General features: G+C 71.2%; 16 protein-coding genes. 12 read left to right on the top strand and 4 right to left on the bottom strand.

What is annotated here, in order from left to right; translation table 11 throughout:
- Positions 1-111: 111 nt before the first annotated feature.
- From AB0M70_RS17350 to AB0M70_RS17330, 5 genes are read left to right on the top strand one after another with little or no spacing between them, the layout of a single operon-like run.
- Positions 112-738 (top strand): TetR family transcriptional regulator, encoded by a 627-nt coding sequence (locus tag AB0M70_RS17350; RefSeq protein ID WP_365820828.1) that lies wholly within the window; start codon positions 112-114, stop codon positions 736-738.
- The gene (locus tag AB0M70_RS17345; protein WP_365820827.1) at positions 735-1,508 is read left to right on the top strand and encodes a glucose 1-dehydrogenase; all 774 of its coding nucleotides are present in this window, start codon (positions 735-737) and stop codon (positions 1,506-1,508) included. The genes AB0M70_RS17350 and AB0M70_RS17345 overlap by 4 nt, the downstream gene beginning before the upstream one ends.
- 37 nt (positions 1,509-1,545) lie before the next feature.
- Positions 1,546-2,082, top strand: coding sequence for an NUDIX domain-containing protein (locus AB0M70_RS17340; protein WP_365820826.1), 537 nt, complete (start codon positions 1,546-1,548; stop codon positions 2,080-2,082).
- Between the two features lie 9 nt (positions 2,083-2,091).
- Positions 2,092-2,484, top strand: coding sequence for a DUF202 domain-containing protein (locus AB0M70_RS17335; RefSeq protein WP_361052801.1), 393 nt, complete (start codon positions 2,092-2,094; stop codon positions 2,482-2,484).
- Positions 2,481-2,813, top strand: a complete 333-nt coding sequence (locus AB0M70_RS17330) for a DUF202 domain-containing protein (RefSeq protein ID WP_365820825.1) — start codon at positions 2,481-2,483, stop codon at positions 2,811-2,813. Before AB0M70_RS17335 ends, AB0M70_RS17330 begins: the two co-directional genes overlap by 4 nt.
- Positions 2,814-2,836: 23 nt before the next feature.
- Here AB0M70_RS17330 and AB0M70_RS17325 read toward each other — a convergent pair whose 3' ends face one another.
- Complete coding sequence (locus AB0M70_RS17325; RefSeq protein ID WP_365820824.1) at positions 2,837-3,793, bottom strand: NADP-dependent oxidoreductase; 957 nt, start codon at positions 3,791-3,793, stop codon at positions 2,837-2,839.
- Positions 3,794-3,921: 128 nt separating this feature from the next.
- Here AB0M70_RS17325 and AB0M70_RS17320 point away from each other — a divergent pair, with 128 nt between their 5' ends.
- From AB0M70_RS17320 to AB0M70_RS17310, 3 genes are all read left to right on the top strand, one after another.
- Positions 3,922-4,218: a hypothetical protein gene (locus AB0M70_RS17320; RefSeq protein ID WP_363312015.1), complete on the top strand. Its 297-nt coding sequence runs from the start codon at positions 3,922-3,924 to the stop codon at positions 4,216-4,218.
- Positions 4,219-4,451: 233 nt separating this feature from the next.
- On the top strand, positions 4,452-5,486 hold the full coding sequence (locus AB0M70_RS17315; protein WP_365820823.1) for a phosphotransferase family protein: 1,035 nt from the start codon (positions 4,452-4,454) through the stop codon (positions 5,484-5,486).
- A 7-nt stretch (positions 5,487-5,493) separates the two neighbouring features.
- On the top strand, positions 5,494-6,708 hold the full coding sequence (locus tag AB0M70_RS17310) for an acyl-CoA dehydrogenase family protein (protein ID WP_365820822.1): 1,215 nt from the start codon (positions 5,494-5,496) through the stop codon (positions 6,706-6,708).
- Positions 6,709-6,714: 6 nt separating this feature from the next.
- Here AB0M70_RS17310 and AB0M70_RS17305 read toward each other — a convergent pair whose 3' ends face one another.
- From AB0M70_RS17305 to AB0M70_RS17295, 3 genes are read right to left on the bottom strand one after another with little or no spacing between them, the layout of a single operon-like run.
- Positions 6,715-7,308 (bottom strand): TetR/AcrR family transcriptional regulator, encoded by a 594-nt coding sequence (locus AB0M70_RS17305; protein ID WP_365820821.1) that lies wholly within the window; start codon positions 7,306-7,308, stop codon positions 6,715-6,717.
- A 25-nt stretch (positions 7,309-7,333) separates the two neighbouring features.
- A complete protein-coding gene (locus tag AB0M70_RS17300; protein WP_365820820.1) occupies positions 7,334-9,052 on the bottom strand; it encodes an AMP-binding protein in 1,719 nt (572 codons plus the stop codon).
- Positions 9,049-9,816 (bottom strand): SDR family NAD(P)-dependent oxidoreductase, encoded by a 768-nt coding sequence (locus tag AB0M70_RS17295; protein ID WP_365821134.1) that lies wholly within the window; start codon positions 9,814-9,816, stop codon positions 9,049-9,051. Before AB0M70_RS17295 ends, AB0M70_RS17300 begins: the two co-directional genes overlap by 4 nt.
- Before the next feature lie 155 nt (positions 9,817-9,971).
- Between AB0M70_RS17295 and AB0M70_RS17290 the strand changes: the two genes are divergently transcribed.
- From AB0M70_RS17290 to AB0M70_RS17275, 4 genes are all read left to right on the top strand, one after another.
- Complete coding sequence (locus AB0M70_RS17290) at positions 9,972-11,240, top strand: DUF1343 domain-containing protein (RefSeq protein ID WP_365820819.1); 1,269 nt, start codon at positions 9,972-9,974, stop codon at positions 11,238-11,240.
- A 118-nt stretch (positions 11,241-11,358) separates the two neighbouring features.
- Entirely contained in the window at positions 11,359-12,684 is a 1,326-nt protein-coding gene (locus tag AB0M70_RS17285) for an erythromycin esterase family protein (RefSeq protein WP_365820818.1), read from the top strand.
- Between the two features lie 139 nt (positions 12,685-12,823).
- Positions 12,824-14,077, top strand: coding sequence for an MFS transporter (locus AB0M70_RS17280; RefSeq protein WP_365821133.1), 1,254 nt, complete (start codon positions 12,824-12,826; stop codon positions 14,075-14,077).
- Positions 14,078-14,152: 75 nt separating this feature from the next.
- On the top strand, positions 14,153-15,433 hold the full coding sequence (locus AB0M70_RS17275) for a serine-threonine protein kinase (protein ID WP_365820817.1): 1,281 nt from the start codon (positions 14,153-14,155) through the stop codon (positions 15,431-15,433).
- Positions 15,434-15,444 lie beyond the last annotated feature (11 nt).

Here is a 15,444-nt window from a genome sequence, read left to right as displayed (position 1 = left end):
GCAGGGGCTTACTGATGAGTCAGATCCTGAGTAACCACGTGAGCGGCGTCAACCGTCTGGCTCCTGGAACAGCGCCTCGCTTTTAATAATGGCCAGCATTACAATGCCCTCATGGCCAGGACGTCAGGACCCGAGACCCGCGAGAAGCTGATCCGTGCGGGCGAGGAGGTGTTCGCCGCGCAAGGGGTGCACGGCGCGCAACTGCGGGACGTCGTGCGGCTCGCGGGCCAGAGCAACCCCTCCGCCGTGCAGTACCACTTCGGCAGCCGCGCGGGCCTCCTGGACGCCGTGATGGCCGAGCGCCAGACCCGTACGGAGAAGATGCTCACCGCCGAGCTGAAGCAGGCCGCGGACGGACTCCGCGGGCTGCTCACGGCCCTGGTGCGCGCGGAGGCGACCGAGCTCCGCTCGGAGCGCGGCCGCCGCTGTCTGCGCGTCTCGGCCCAGCTCAGCCACGAGAGCGGCGTCCGTACCCGCACCCCGCACCCGACCCTCGACGGCACCGTCTACTGGGACCTGATCGGCCGCGCGGAGGACTGCCTGACCGACCTTCCCGAGCCGCTGCGCCTTGAGCGGCTCGACCTCGCGCTCACCCTGATCGGCGCCGCCATGGCCGACCGCGCGGGCCAGTACCTGGCCGGCACCACCCCCCTGACCGACGAACCGCTCTTCCTCGCGGACCTCGTCGAGACCACCACGGCCCTGCTCCGGGCCCCCGTCCCGCGGAGAGAACCATGAGCGAAGCGCACGACCTGACCGGCAAGACCGTCGTCATCACCGGAGCCGCCCGCGGCCTCGGCGCCGAGGCCGCGCGCCAGGCGGTCGCCGCCGGTGCGAACGTCGTCCTGACCGACGTGCTCGACAAGGAGGGCGAGGTCACCGCCGCCGAGCTCGGCGAACGCGCCCGCTTCGCGCACCACGACGTGACCTCGGAGGAGGACTGGCAGCGCGTCGTGGCCCTCGCGGTCGGCGAGTTCGGCGGCGTGCACGGCCTGGTCAACAACGCCGGCATCTCCACGGGCCAGTTCCTGGAGTCGGAGTCGGTCGAGCACTTCCGCAAGGTCCTCGACATCAACCTCACCGGCGTCTTCATCGGCATGAAGAGCGTCGTCCCGGCCATGAAGGAGGCCGGCGGCGGCTCCATCGTCAACATCTCGTCGGCGGCCGGACTCATGGGCCTGGCCCTCACCGCCGGTTACGGCGCGTCCAAGTGGGGCGTCCGCGGCCTCACCAAGATCGGCGCCGTGGAGCTCGGCACCGCCCGCATCCGCGTCAACTCCGTCCACCCCGGCATGACGTACACCCCGATGACCGCGCAGGTGGGCATCGAGAGGGGCGAGGGCAAGTACCCCAACACGCCGATGGGCCGGGTCGGCGAGCCGCACGAGATCGCGGGCGCCATGGTCTTCCTGCTCTCCGACGCCGCCTCGTACGTGAGTGGCGCCGAGCTCGCCGTCGACGGCGGCTGGACCGCGGGCCCCACCGTCAAGTACGTCATGGGGCAGTGAGGGCGGACGACCGGCGGGGTGGGGTTGGATGGTCGCCATGACGTCGAACAACCGGTCCGTGCCCGATCCCGCCGAAGAGATCCTGTCCATCGTCGACGAGAACGACGAGGTCGTCGGCGAGGCCCCGCGCGGTGAGGTGTACGCGCGCGGCCTGCGCCACCGTTGCGTGTTCGTCCAGGCGCGGGACGCCGATGGCCGCGTGTTCGTGCACCGCCGCACGCCGGTCAAGTTGGTCTTCCCCTCGATGTACGACATGTTCGTCGGCGGTGTCGTCGGGGCCGGCGAGTCCTACGACGACGCCGCCCTGCGCGAGGCGGAGGAGGAACTCGGCGTCCACGGACTGCCGCGGCCCACACCGCTGTTCAAGTTCCTGTACGAGGACGGCGCGGGGCACAGCTGGTTCTCGTACCTCTACGAGGTGCGCTGCGACCTGCCGGTGGACCCGCAGGCCGAGGAGGTCGCCTGGCACGCCTTCCTCAGCGACGCGGAGCTCCAGGAGCGGCTCGGCGAGTGGGACTGGGTGCCGGACGGGCTCGCGGCGTACGAGCGGCTGCGGGAACATCGCGCCAGCTAGGGTCGGCAAGTGAGCAACTTCGTACAAAGCCTGCGTCTGTGGTTCGCGCCCGAGCGGATCCGCGACGAGGGCGACACCCCCGACTACCGCTTCTCGCTCGCCAACGAGCGCACCTTCCTCGCCTGGCTGCGCACCGCCCTCGCCCTCATCGGCGGCGGTTTCGCGGTGGACCAGTTCCTGCCGGACCTGCGCTGGGGGTGGCGCATCGGGCTCGCTCTCGCCCTGCTCGCCGCGGGCGTGCTCAGCTCGCTGCGCGCGGTCAACCACTGGGTGCGCTGTGAACGGGCGATGCGGCGCGGCGACGATCTGCCCGTCTCGCGCTTCCCGACCGTCCTGAGCCTGGCCGTCGCGGTCGTGGCGCTCGCCATGGTCGTCGTCGTGCTCTTCGGGTGGGAAGGGTGAGCGACCGGGGCGAGACGGCGGTTCCCGAGCGCGATCCGGGGCTGCAGCCGGAGCGCACCCGGCTCGCCTGGCGGCGTACGACCTTGTCCTGCACCGTCGCGGCGGTCCTCGCCGCCCGCGCCGCCCTTCAGGAGGGCACCACTGCGGTGGCCGTCGTCGCCTGCGCGCTCTGCCTGCTCCTGTGGCTCGGATTCCTGGTCGTGGCGCACCGCAGGATGACCGAACTCGCCGCGAGCAGCAGGCCGCCGCGGCTTCTGGCGCGGGCCGCGGCGACGGCCGCGCTGTGCACGATGGCACTGGCGGCGTGCGCGACGGCCATGGTGTTCTGAGCGGCCCACCGGACATCCGGTCCTCAGTGCTCGGAGGGCCCGTCCTCCGCCCTCCAGTCCACCGTGACGACGATCTTGCCGCGGGTACGGCCCTCCGCGTTCAGGCGGTACGCGTCCGCCGCCCGCTCCAGCGGGAACGTCTCGGAGACGTGGACCGTGACGACGTCCTGCTCCACGAGCTGCGTGAGGCGCCGGAGATCCTCCGCGTCCGGCCGTACGAAGCAGTAGTGGCCGCCGAGTCCGATGACCGCGCCGTCCGCGATCGACGCGAGGCGGCCGTCGGGCGCGAGGAGTTCGGCGGACACCTTGAGGGTGTCGCCGCCGACCGTGTCGAAGGCCGCGTCCACCCCGTCCGGGGCCAGGGCCCGCACGCGGTCGGCCAGACCGTCGCCGTAGGTGACCGGCTCCGCGCCGAGTTCCCGCAGGTAGTCGTGGTTGTGCTCGCTCGCGGTGCCGATGACGCGGGCGCCCGCGTGCCGGGCCAGCTGGACGGCGACCGAACCGACGCCGCCTGCCGCCGCGTGCACGAGGACGACGTCCCCCTCCGTCACCGCGAGCGTCTTGACGATCACCTGATAGGCGGTGAGCCCGGTGAGCGGCAGGCCCGCGGCCTCCTCGAAGGTGAGGTTGCGCGGTTTGCGGGCCAGGGTGCGCACGGGGGCCGCCACGTACTCGGCGAAGGTGCCGCGGGAGAGGAAGTCCTCGCGTACGTAGCCGATGACCTCGTCCCCCACCACGTACTCCGGGACGGAGGCGCCCGGCTGCACCACGACGCCCGCGACGTCCCAGCCGGGGATCACCGGGAAGACGGGGTCGAGGATGCCGTCGAGGTGCCCGGCCATGCACTTCCAGTCGACGGGGTTCACCGACGCGGCGCGGACTTTCACGAGGACGGAGTCGGGGCCGACCTTGGGGTCGCGCACATCGCCGTACTCGAGGACTTCGGGGCCGCCGTACCGGCGGTAGCTGATCGCCTTCATGGGGTCGGCTTCCTGGGAGCGCCTTCGCGGGGTGACGGAAACATCAACGAGGCTTCCATATCCCCATCAAAGGGGCATTGAGTACTAGCCTGAGAGGGTCACCCCCTCCCACAGAAGGTGTAGGCGCCATGACCACGCTCCACCACGAACACCCCGTCCACGAGCATGTCCACGGCCCGGCCTGCGGCCACCCCGAGGTGCCGCACGGCGACCACGTCGACTACGCGCACGACGGCCACATGCACCGCCTGCACTCCGGCCACTGGGACGAGTGCGAGCCGGACGAGCACTCCGTGCACGAGGGGCACGACCACCGGCACGGCGAGGGCTGCGGGCACAGCTCGGTGCTGCACGGCGACCACGTGGACTACGTGCACGACGGCCACCGGCACGCGGCGCACGACGGCCACTGGGACGATCACTGAGGCCCGGGGGCCGCACCGAGGAACCGCCTCCGCCGACTTCCCCCGCACGGGCGCCGACTGGCAGTCTGTGGCGGGGGATCGGCCTGTCCGGAGGCTTTCGTCCGCCGCGATCCTGATCACGTTCCCCCTGCGCTCTGGACTACATACCGACTGGTCGGCATCATGAACGTCAGCGCGACGCCGCGCGTCAGCGCCGCGGCATCCAGACGACGACCGTCCGACCAGGAGCGAAGATGAGCTCAGACCATCCACCAGGCCTCGACCTCGACCAGTTGCGCGGCCATCTGGACCGCGAGCGGCCGGGCCTCGTGGGCGGTCCGCTCACCGCCCGGCTGATCGAGGGCGGCCGGTCGAACCTGACGTACGCCGTGACGGACGGCCGCGCGCGCTGGGTCGTACGGCGGCCACCGCTCGGGCACGTCCTCGCGACCGCGCACGACATGAAGCGCGAGCACCGGGTGATCAGCGCCCTGCACCGCGGGACCGAGGTTCCGGTGCCGGCGCCCGTGCTGCTCTGCGAGGACGCCGACGTGCTCGGGGCGCCCTTCTACGTCATGGACTTCGTGGACGGCACGCCGTACCGCACCGCCGAGGAGCTCGCGCCGCTGGGCGCCGAGCGCACCCGCGCGGCGGTCCTGGGGCTCGTCGACACCCTCGTCGACCTGCACTCCGTGGCCCCGGAAGCGATCGGGCTCGGTGACTTCGGACGGCCCGACGGCTTCCTCGACCGCCAGCTGCGCCGCTGGGGCAAGCAGCTCGACGCCTCGCGCAACCGCGACCTGGCGGGGATCGACGAGCTGCACGCCGCCCTGGGGCGGCAGCTGCCCGTCTCCCCCGCGCCCACGGTCGTGCACGGCGACTACCGGCTCGACAACGTCCTGATCGGCGAGGACGACCAGATCAAGGCGATCCTCGACTGGGAGATGTCCACCCTCGGCGATCCGCTCACCGACCTGGGCCTGCTGGTCATGTACAGCACCCGCCTCGAGCTGCCCGACTCCCCCATCAGCACCACGGCCGGCGCACCGGGCCACCCGCAGGCCGCCGAGCTGATCGAGCGGTACGCCGCGCGCTCGGGGCGCGACGTCTCAGCGGTCTCCTGGTACACGGCGTTCGCGTGGTTCAAGCTCGCCGTGATCCTGGAGGGCATCCACTACCGGTACACGCTCGGCCAGACGGTCGGCGCGGGCTTCGACCGCATCGGGGAGCTGGTCCCCGTCTTCATCGAGCACGGCCTCACCACCCTCCAGGGACGACAGGAAGGCTGAGACAGCCATGGACTTCGCATTCGACGCCCGCACCGAAGAGCTGCGCGACCGGCTCCTCACCTTCATGGACGAGCACGTCTACCCCGCGGAGAAGGTCGCCGATGAGCAGCGCGCCCAGCTCGCCTCCCCCTGGGACACCCCGGCGATCGTCGGCGAGCTGAAGGCCGAGGCCCGCAAGCAGGGCCTGTGGAACCTCTTCTTGCCGGACGCCGAGCACGGCGCCGGGCTCACCAACCTCCAGTACGCCCCCCTCGCCGAGATCACCGGCCGCTCCCCGCACCTGGCGCCCACCGCGCTGAACTGCGCGGCCCCGGACACCGGCAACATGGAGGTCCTCGCCCAGTTCGGCAACGACGAGCAGAAGAAGCAGTGGCTCGAGCCCCTGCTCGCGGGCGAGATCCGCTCGGCGTTCGCGATGACCGAGCCCGAGGTCGCCTCGTCCGACGCCACGAACATCACCACGCTCATCGAGCGCGACGGCGACGAATACGTCATCACCGGGCGCAAGTGGTACATCTCCGGGGCGATGAACCCGGACTGCCAGATCTTCATCCTGATGGGCAAGACGAACCCCGAGGGCTCCGACCCCCGCCGCCAGCAGTCCATGGTCCTCGTCCCGCGCCACACCCCCGGCGTCGAGGTACGGCGCGCCATGCAGGTGTACGGCTACGAGGACCACTCCCACGGCGGGCACGCCGAGGTCGTCTTCGACGGGGCCCGCGTCCCCGTGAGCAACCTGATCGGCGAGGAGGGCGGCGGCTTCGCCATCGCCCAGGCGCGGCTCGGTCCCGGCCGCATCCACCACTGCATGCGCCTGATCGGCATGGCGGAGCGGGCCATCGAGCTGATGTGTCAGCGTGCGGTGGCGCGTACGGCCTTCGGCAAGCCGCTCGCCCAGCAGGGCGTGGTCCAGGAGTGGATCGCGGACGCCCGGGTCGCGGTGGAGCAGCTGCGCCTTCTCGTCCTGAAGACCGCGTGGCTGATGGACACCGTGGGCAACAAGGGCGCGCACACGGAGATCCAGTCCATCAAGATCGCCACCCCGCGCACGGTCGTCGACATCCTCGACCAGGCGGTCCAGCTGCACGGCGCGGGGGGTGTCAGCCAGGACTTCCCGCTCGCCGAGCTGTGGGCCTCGGCGAGGACCCTGCGGTTGGCCGACGGTCCGGACGAGGTGCACCAGCGGTCGCTGGCCCGACGCGAGCTGAAGAAGTACCTGTAGGTACCGCTACGGCCGCAGCGCCCTCAGCAGCAGGTCCGCCAGGTGGTCGGCGACCTGCTGCGGGGTCAGCGGGCCGTTCGGGCGGTACCAGGTGGACAGGTGGTGGACCGAGCCGAAGTGGTAGTCCACCACCAGGTCCGCGGGGGTCGCCTTGGAGAAGACGCCGGCGTCCTGGCCCTCCTCGATCAGCGCGCGGAACCGCTCGTGATAGCGGCGGCGCTCGGAGCGCACCTGCTTGTTCTTCTCCGGGCTCAGATGGTGCATGGAGCGGAAGAAGATCGAGGCGTCGTCGAGGTTGTCGATCGTCGTGACGACCACGTCCGCCGCCGCGTCCCGCACCCGCTGCTCGATGGGCGCGTCCGCGTCCGCGTAGGCGTCGAGACGCTCCTGCTGGACGCGCAGCACCCGCGCGTACACCTCGTGCAGGAGGTCGTCCTTCGAGCCGAAGTAGTGGTAGAGCGCGCCCTTGGTGACGCCTGCCGACTCCACGATCTCCTGCACCGATGTGCGGTCGTAGCCGCGGTCGGCGAAGAGCCGCGTGGCGGCGGCGAGCAGCCGCTGAGGGACGGGCGTGCCGTCACCGTCCGTCGTCCTGGCCACTGCCGCCACCTGCCTTTCGGGGTATTCAGCTCTCGTCGTGCCGAGAGCCCGTGTCGTTGCGGGAACGCAGTTCCCGCCGGAGGATCTTCCCACTTGTGGTCTTCGGCAGCTCCGGCAGGATCTCGACCGCGCGGGGGTACTTGTACGCCGCGAGCCGTTCCTTGCAGTACGCCGCCAGGTCGTCCGGCGCGACGTCGGCCTGCGGGCGCAGGCTGACGAAGGCCTTGACCGTCTCGCCGCGGTAGCTGTCCGGGACGCCGATGACCGCCGCCTCACGGACGGCTGCGTGACTGTAGAGGACGTCCTCCACCTCGCGCGGCCATACCTTGAAACCGGAGGCGTTGATCATGTCCTTCTTGCGGTCGACCACGTAGAGCCAGCCCTGCTCGTCCATGAAGCCGATGTCGCCGGTGCGCAGTTCGCCGTCGGGGAACGCCTCGTCCGTGGCCGCGGGGCGCTTCCAGTAGCCGGGCACGACCTGCGGGCCGCGCACGGTGATCTCGCCCTGTTCCCCGAAGGGGACGTCCGCGCCGTGGTCGTCGACGATCCTGACGACCGTCTCGGGGCCGGGGACGCCGACCGCGAGGGTGCCGGAGACCGGGTCGACCGGCGCCTCCTGGCCCGGCGGCACGGAGGCGCAGGGCGCGGTGCACTCGGTGAGACCGTAGCCGTTGTGGATGTAGGGGCCGAAGCCCGCGCGGAACTTCTCCACCAGGGCGGGCGGCAGCGGCGCGCCGCCCGAGGAGATCATCACGAACGAGTCGAAGTGCTCCCGTGTCGCGGCGGGGTGGGCGGCGAGCGCCATGAAGGCCGTGGAGGGGCCCACGGTGTAGGCCGGCTTGTGCTCGGCGAAGGCGTCGAGGACGACCCCGGCCTCGAAGCGGTACGCGAGCGCGAGGGTGCCCGCGTTGGTCAGGCAGGCGGCGACCTGCGCGACCATGCCGGTGATGTGGAAGAGCGGCGCCATCGCGAAGTAGCAGGCGCCTTCGGGGATGCCGGAGCCCGTGCGCTGCCGCTCGGCGTTGTAGGTGATGTTGCCGTGGGTGTTCATGGCGCCCTTGGGCTGACCGCTGGTGCCCGACGTGTAGCTGATCAGGGCGATGTCGGCGGGGCCCAGCTGCCGGTCGCCGGGGGCCGGGAGTCCCTGCCGGGCGACGGTCAGCAGGTCGTCGGCGTCGGCGGCCTGCGGGAGCCGCTCGAAGTCCAGGACGCGGGTGTCGTCGCGGGTCTGCAGGTCGAGCTGGCAGGCGGTGAGCACGACGCGCACGGGCGAGGCGGCGGCCGTCTCGCGCAGATACGTCTCCCACGCGCGGTCCGAGCAGATCAGCGCCGTCACGTCGGCGTCCGCGAGGACGTGCGCGACCTCCGCCGACTTGTACATGGGGTTCACCGGCACGACCGTGGCGCCCGCCTTCCACGCGCCGAGCAGCGCGATCACGAAGTGCGGGGTGTTCTGCAGGAGGATCGCCACCCGGTCGCCCTGCGCCACCCCGCGCGCGGCCAGGTGCCCGGCGACGGAGTCGGTGAGGGCGTCGACCTCGCGGTAGCTCAGACGCCCGTCGAAGTAGGCGAGGGCCGTGTGCTCGGGGGCCCTCAGCACCGCGGCGCGGAAGGCGTGCACGACGGACGCGGCGGGTTCGACCGGGCCGCGCTGGGCCTCGCTGAGGCGGCCGAGCCAGGGCTTGGCGGCGTATATGGACGCACCGGAGGCTGTGCGGGAGCCGGTCGTGGTGGAGTCGCTCACCGGTCCGTCGCCTCCCACTTCTGCTGGATGTGGTTCATGCCGGTGAGCCACTTGTCCGGTTCGGCGGCGCGGATGCGGTAGTACTCGGCGACCTCGGGGTGCGGCAGGATCAGGAAGCGGCCCTCCTCCATCCCGGCGAAGAGCGCGTCCGCGACGTCGGACGGCTCGATCGCGGTCGGGGTGAGCACGAGGTCGCCCGCGGTGCCGGTGGCGGCGAGCATGTCGGTGCGCACGCCCTGGGGGCAGATCGCGTGGACGTCGATCCCGCGGTGGCGGTAGGTCAGCGAGAGCCACTCGGCGAAGGCGTAGGCGCCATGCTTGGTGACGCTGTAGGGCGCGGCGCCGATCATGGTGAGCAGCCCCGCCGCCGAGACGGTGGAGACGAAGCGGCCGCTGCCGCGCTCGAGCCACTCGGGCAGCAGAGCGTGGGCCGCGCGTACGTGGGCCATGACGTTGACGTCCCAGGCCGTGGCCCAGACCTCCTCGGGCGCGGCCTCCGAGCCGCCGGAGCCGAGGCCCGCGTTGGCGCAGTACACGTCCACGGTGCCGCTGAGCGCTTCTCTCGCCTCCGGCACGATCAAGGACGCGTCGCCCGGGACGGAGACGGCGCCGATCTCGTCGGCCACCGCCTTGGCCTTGGCGGCGTCCAGGTCGTTGACCACGACGCGCGCCCCGGCGGCGGCGAACCGGCGGGCCAGCGCGGCCCCGATCCCGCCTCCGGCACCGGTGACGACAACTCCCTTGTCCTGCAGGGTCTCCACGATCAGTCTCCTTCGACTGCGGCTCCGCTGTGATCGCAGACTAACCAGTCGGTATGTTCGGATGGAAGAGGGTCGGGCAGCCAGGTTCGTTCCCCGGCCGCGGTGCGCGCGCTAGCGTGCGTGGCCATGACAGCCACCGCGCACACGGAGGTCTCTGCATGAACCTGTCCCGCCGCGACTTCTCCAGACGGGGCCTGCTGGCCGCCGGCACCGCCACGGCCCTGACATCGGCGGCCCCGGCGGCCGCCGCGGGAGGCGGGGGCGGATCGGGCGGCGGCCGGCGGCTGCGCACCGGCTTCGACCGCCTGGCCGCCGACGGCTACGCGCTCCTGGACGGTGAGCGGGTCGGCGTCGTCACCAATCCGACCGGCGTGACCAGGGACGTGCGGCACATCGTCGACGTCATGCACGCCGACGAGCGCGTGAACCTGGTCGCGGTCTTCGGCCCCGAGCACGGCTTCCGCGGGACGGCTCAGGCGGGCGGTTCCGAGGGCCGGTACGACGACCCGGCCACCGGGCTTCCGGTCTATGACACGTACCAGAAGAGCGGCAAGGCCCTCGCCGACATCTTCACGGCGTCCGGCGTCGACACGATCGTCTTCGACATCCAGGACGTGGGGGCGCGCTTCTACACGTACATCTGGACGCTCTTCGACTGCATGGAGTCGGCCGAGCTCGCGGGGAAACGGTTCGTCGTCCTCGACCGGCCGAACCCGGTGACGGGACGCGCCGCGCAGGGTCCCGTGCTGCACAAGGAGTTCGCCACGTTCGTCGGCCGGCAGCCGATAGCGCAGGCGCACGGGATGACGGTGACGGAGCTGGCGCTGCTGTTCAACGGCGAGTTCCTGGAGCGGCCGGTCGAGCTGGAGACCGTACGGATGACGGGCTGGAAGCGCTCGGACTTCTACGACGCCTCCGAGCTCCCGTGGGTGCCGCCGAGCCCGAACATGCCCACGCCCGAGACCGCCCTGGTCTACAGCGGCACCTGCCTCTTCGAGGGCACGAACCTCTCCGAGGGGCGCGGCACGACCCGCCCCTTCGAGCTGCTGGGCGCCGAGGGCATCGACCGGAAGTGGGCGGCCGCCGCGAACGACGCCGGGCTGCGCGGCGTGGACTTCCGAGAGGCCTATTTCGCGCCGACGTTCTCCAAGTTCCAGGGCAAGACGATCGGCGGCGTGCAGCTCCATGTGCACGACCGGGAGTCGTTCGACCCGGTGCGCACGGGTATCGCCCTTCTGGTGACCGCCAAGAAGACGTGGAGCGGTTTCGCCTGGCGCCCCGACAACTGGATCGACAAGCTGACCGGCACCACGCGGGTCCGCACCATGATCGACGCGGGCGCGGACACGGATGAGGTGGTGGGCGGCTGGCAGGACGATCTCACGCGGTTCCGTGCCGTGCGGAAGAAGTATCTGCGCTACAAGTAGCGGGGGGCGGGGGTGGGGCAGGCCCCACCCCGGCAGCGGGTGCCTCCTGGCTGGTGTGCCGCCGGGCGGACCGGGATCGTGATCTTCAGCTCCGTACAACCGAGTTGAGGAGGTCCACATGGCCCGGACAGCACGACGCACCGTCCCCCTGGTGGTGGCCGGCACGCTCGGCCTGGGGGTGCTCGTCGTCCCTCGGGCGACAGCGGCGCCGGCGTCCACCGATCCGGTCCCGGCGATCGAGCGCGCGGCCCATCCCCTGCGCTCGACCGATCCGGGCGGTTCCACGAAGGACCTGCGGCCGATGGGCCGGATGGTGGGTGACGCTTCGGTGGTGGGCCTGGGTGAGGCCACACATGGTTCGCACGAGTTCTTCACCATGAAGGACCGGGTCTTCCGCTATCTCGTGGAGGAGAAGGGGTTCACCACCTTCTCTCAGGAGGTCAGCTGGACCACGGGCCTGCGTTTCGACGCGTACGTGCGCGGGGGCGAGGGAGACGTACGCGAGCTGGTGCACAAGGAGCTGGCGAAGACGCCCTGGGACACCGAGGAGTACGTCGAGCTCCTGACCTGGATGCGCGACTACAACGACAAGCACCCGCACCGCCAGGTGCGCTTCATGGGCAACGACCTCAACTACCCGGAGCTCGGCCGTGAGTTGTTCGACGGCGTGGAGGACTACGTCCGCGCCCACAAGCCCGGTCTGCTGCCCAGGATCACCGAGCTGTACGCGCCGATCCGCCGGCTAGCGGACGGGGACACGTACATGGGCAGGCCGCTGAAGGAGCGGAAGGAACTGGCCGGGAAGGCACGGGAGGCGCAGGACCTGCTGAAGGAACTGCGACCCGCCTCCCCTGACCGCGCGTTCGTCCTGGCCCTGCAGCACGCCCGGTCCGTCTCGCAGACCGCCACGATCTACGCCTTCCCCTTCGACACTCCCGAGGGCATCAAGGACGGCATGCTCTACCGCGACCGGCTCATGGCGCGGAACACCGCGTGGTGGCAGCGGCAGACCGGCGACAAGGTGCTCCTGTCCGCGCACAACGCCCATGTGGGGTACGAGAGTTACGACCCCCGCTATCCGAAGATGCAGGGTGCCTTCCTGCGCGACCGGCTCGGCGAGCGCTACGTCAGCATCGGGTTCACCTTCGACCGGGGCTCGCTCATGGCGCAGAGCGCGGAGTCCGAGGTGTGGAAGCCGCGCTCCGTGGGCGCCGCCACGCGCGGGATGAACGAGCACACGCTCGACAAGGTGCGGCACGACGACTACTTCCTGGACCTGCGGACCGCCCCCGCGACCGCCCGGAAGTGGCTGGGCAAGAGCCGCCTGACCAAGAGCATCGGCACGGCGTTCCCGGACGGCCCGCACCAGATCCGGCTCGCGCCCTCGCACGACATCCTCATCCATCTGCACCGCGTCACCGCAGCTCACCGCCAGGCCCGGTGAAGCGGTCTCAATGACCGAGACAAGGCGTCCCGGGTATTGACTGTCCCCTACATCCAACGCGACAGTGCCGGTCGTGCGGAGCGAAACGACAGCAGCAGAGAAAGACCAGGTCCCGGGCGCGGACGGCAGCCCCGAGAGCATGCGCCGGGTGGCCGTGGCCTCGTTCATCGGGACGGCCATCGAGTTCTACGACTTCTACATCTACGGCACGGCGGCCGCGCTCGTCCTGAACGAGGCGTTCTTCCCGACCCTGGACCCGGTCAACGCCACCCTCGCCTCCTTCTCCACCTACGCGGTGGCGTTCGCGGCGCGGCCCATCGGCTCGGTGGTCTTCGGGCACTTCGGCGACCGGGTCGGCCGCAAGTCGGTGCTCGTGGCCTCGCTGCTCCTGATGGGTCTGTCGACGGCGCTCGTCGGACTCCTGCCCGGATACGGCACCCTGGGCATCTGGGCGCCGGTCCTGCTGATCCTGCTGCGCTTCCTCCAGGGCATCGGGCTCGGCGGCGAGTGGGGCGGGGCCGCGCTGCTCGCGGTGGAACACGCGCCGAAGAAGAAGCGCGGCCTGTACGCGGCGTTCCCGCAACTCGGCCCGTCCGTCGGGTTCTTCGCGGCGACCGGCATCTTCTGGCTGCTCTCGGCGGTCCTGACCGACGACGCGTTCCGCTCCTGGGGCTGGCGCGTGCCGTTCCTGCTCTCCTTCCTGCTCGTCGGCGTCGGACTCTTCGTCCGTCTGCGGATCAGCGAGACGCCGGTCTTCGCGAAGGTCATGGACGCGCAGGAGGCCAGCAAGGTGCCCACGCTCGACGTGCTGCGCCACCATCCGCGTGAACTGCTGCTCGGCGCGGGCGGGATGGTCGTCGCCTACGGCCTGTTCTACACGGCGACGACGTACTGCCTCGCGTACTCGACCGGCACCCTGGGCGTCTCCCGCGACACCATGCTGGGCCTCTCGCTGGTGGCCTGTCTCTTCCTCGCGGCCGGTACGTGGCTCGCCGCGACGCGCTCCGACGGCGCCGGACGCCGCAAGCTGGTCCTCGTGGGCGCCGGGCTCGCCGTGGTGTGGGGCCTGGTGCTGTTCCCGCTCCTGGACACCGAGCAGCCGGTGCTCATGGCGCTGGCGCTGGGCGGCGCGCTGTTCTGCATGGGGGTCGTCTACGGGCCGATGGGCGCCTACCTCCCGGAGCTGTTCGGCACGAAGGTGCGCTACTCGGGCGCCTCGCTCGCCTACAACCTGGGCGGTGTGCTCGGCGGCGCGGTCTCCCCGCTGGTGGCGACACGGCTGCAGTCCGCGTTCGGCTCGTCATCGGTGGGCTGGTACGTGAGCGCGATGGCCGTCGTGTCCCTGGTGTGCGTCCTCGCGCTGCCGGAGACCCGGGAGCGGGAACTGGCTTGAGCCGGTGACCGTGGTGGGCGCCTGCCCCAATGCGTGCTGCGGGACATCTGGTCAGTACACCGGGGCCGCAGGACGATGGTCGGCGTGGAGCCCTACTGGGAATTGACCTTCGACGCCGACGGGGATGTCGACACCACGCAACGCGACCATCTCCTCGCCGAGATGGCCGACGAGAACGTCACCGATCTCCTCGTCCTCGCGCACGGCTGGAACAACGACCAAGACATGGCGACCGACCTCTACCGGCGGTTCTACACGCCGTGCCGGGACCTCGCGGGACCGCGCGTACGCTTGGGGTACGTGGGCGTGCTCTGGCCCGCCATCCGCTTCCCCGACGAACGCATCCCGGACTTCGAGCCCACGGTCACGGCCACCGGGCCGGGGCCCGTGCCGGGCGCGGGCCCCCTGCTCGACGAGCCGACGCGACTGCTGCTCGCCCGCACGTTCCCCGATCACGACGACGACCTGCGGCGGATCGGGGCGCTGCTCGAGGAGCGCTCCGAGGTGCCCACGCGCCTCTACGAGTACAGCCGCCTCGTGCGCAACCTGGTCGCCGTGCACCAGAACAGTGCCGCGTGGCGCTTCGCCGACGACACCTGGACGGGCCTGCCCGCCATGCTGACCGACGACGCGGTCGAGGTATGCCAGGTGTTCGCCGCGGCGATGGAGGGCACCGGCCAGCAGGAGCTCTTCGGCAGCCTGCGCAAACGTCTCTGGAACGGGGCGCACGAAGTTCTCCGCCAGGCCAGCTACTACGCCATGAAACGCCGGGCGGGCTCCGTGGGCCAGCTGGGGCTCGGCCCCGCGATCGGACTGCTGGCCCGGGAGGCGCCGAACGTACGGGTGCACCTCATCGGGCACAGCTTCGGCGCACGGCTCGTGTCGTACGCCCTGCGCGGGATGCCGGCGTCGGTGCGCAGCGTGAAGTCCACGACCCTGCTCCAAGGGGCCTTCTCGCACTACGCGTTCTCCAAGCGGCTGCCGCACGCGCCCTCGCGCAGCGGCGCGCTCAACGGCGTGCAGCGGCGGATCGACGGGCCGCTGGTGTCCTGCTACTCCCGGCACGACGACGCCCTGGGCAAGATCTACCCCCTGGCGTCGAAGATCGCCGGTGACTCCTCGACCTTCCTCGGTCTCTGGGAGCGCTGGGGCGCCATCGGGTACGACGGCATCCGGGCGGTGGACGGCGCCAAACGCGTCAAGCTCGGCCGGGCGATCCCGGCCAAGGGGTGCGTCAGCGTGGACGCGTCGGCGGTGGTGCGGCGCGGGGGCCCGCCCTCCGGCGCGCACAGCGACATCTGCCACGAGGAACTGGCGCGTGTCGTGTTCGCCGCAGGGCGGATCCCCCTCGCGTAATTGCCCTTCCC

This window comes from Streptomyces sp. NPDC051214 (genome assembly GCF_040682375.1).
GTDB lineage: Bacteria > Actinomycetota > Actinomycetes > Streptomycetales > Streptomycetaceae > Streptomyces.
This window is presented reverse-complemented; position numbering and strand designations above follow the sequence as displayed.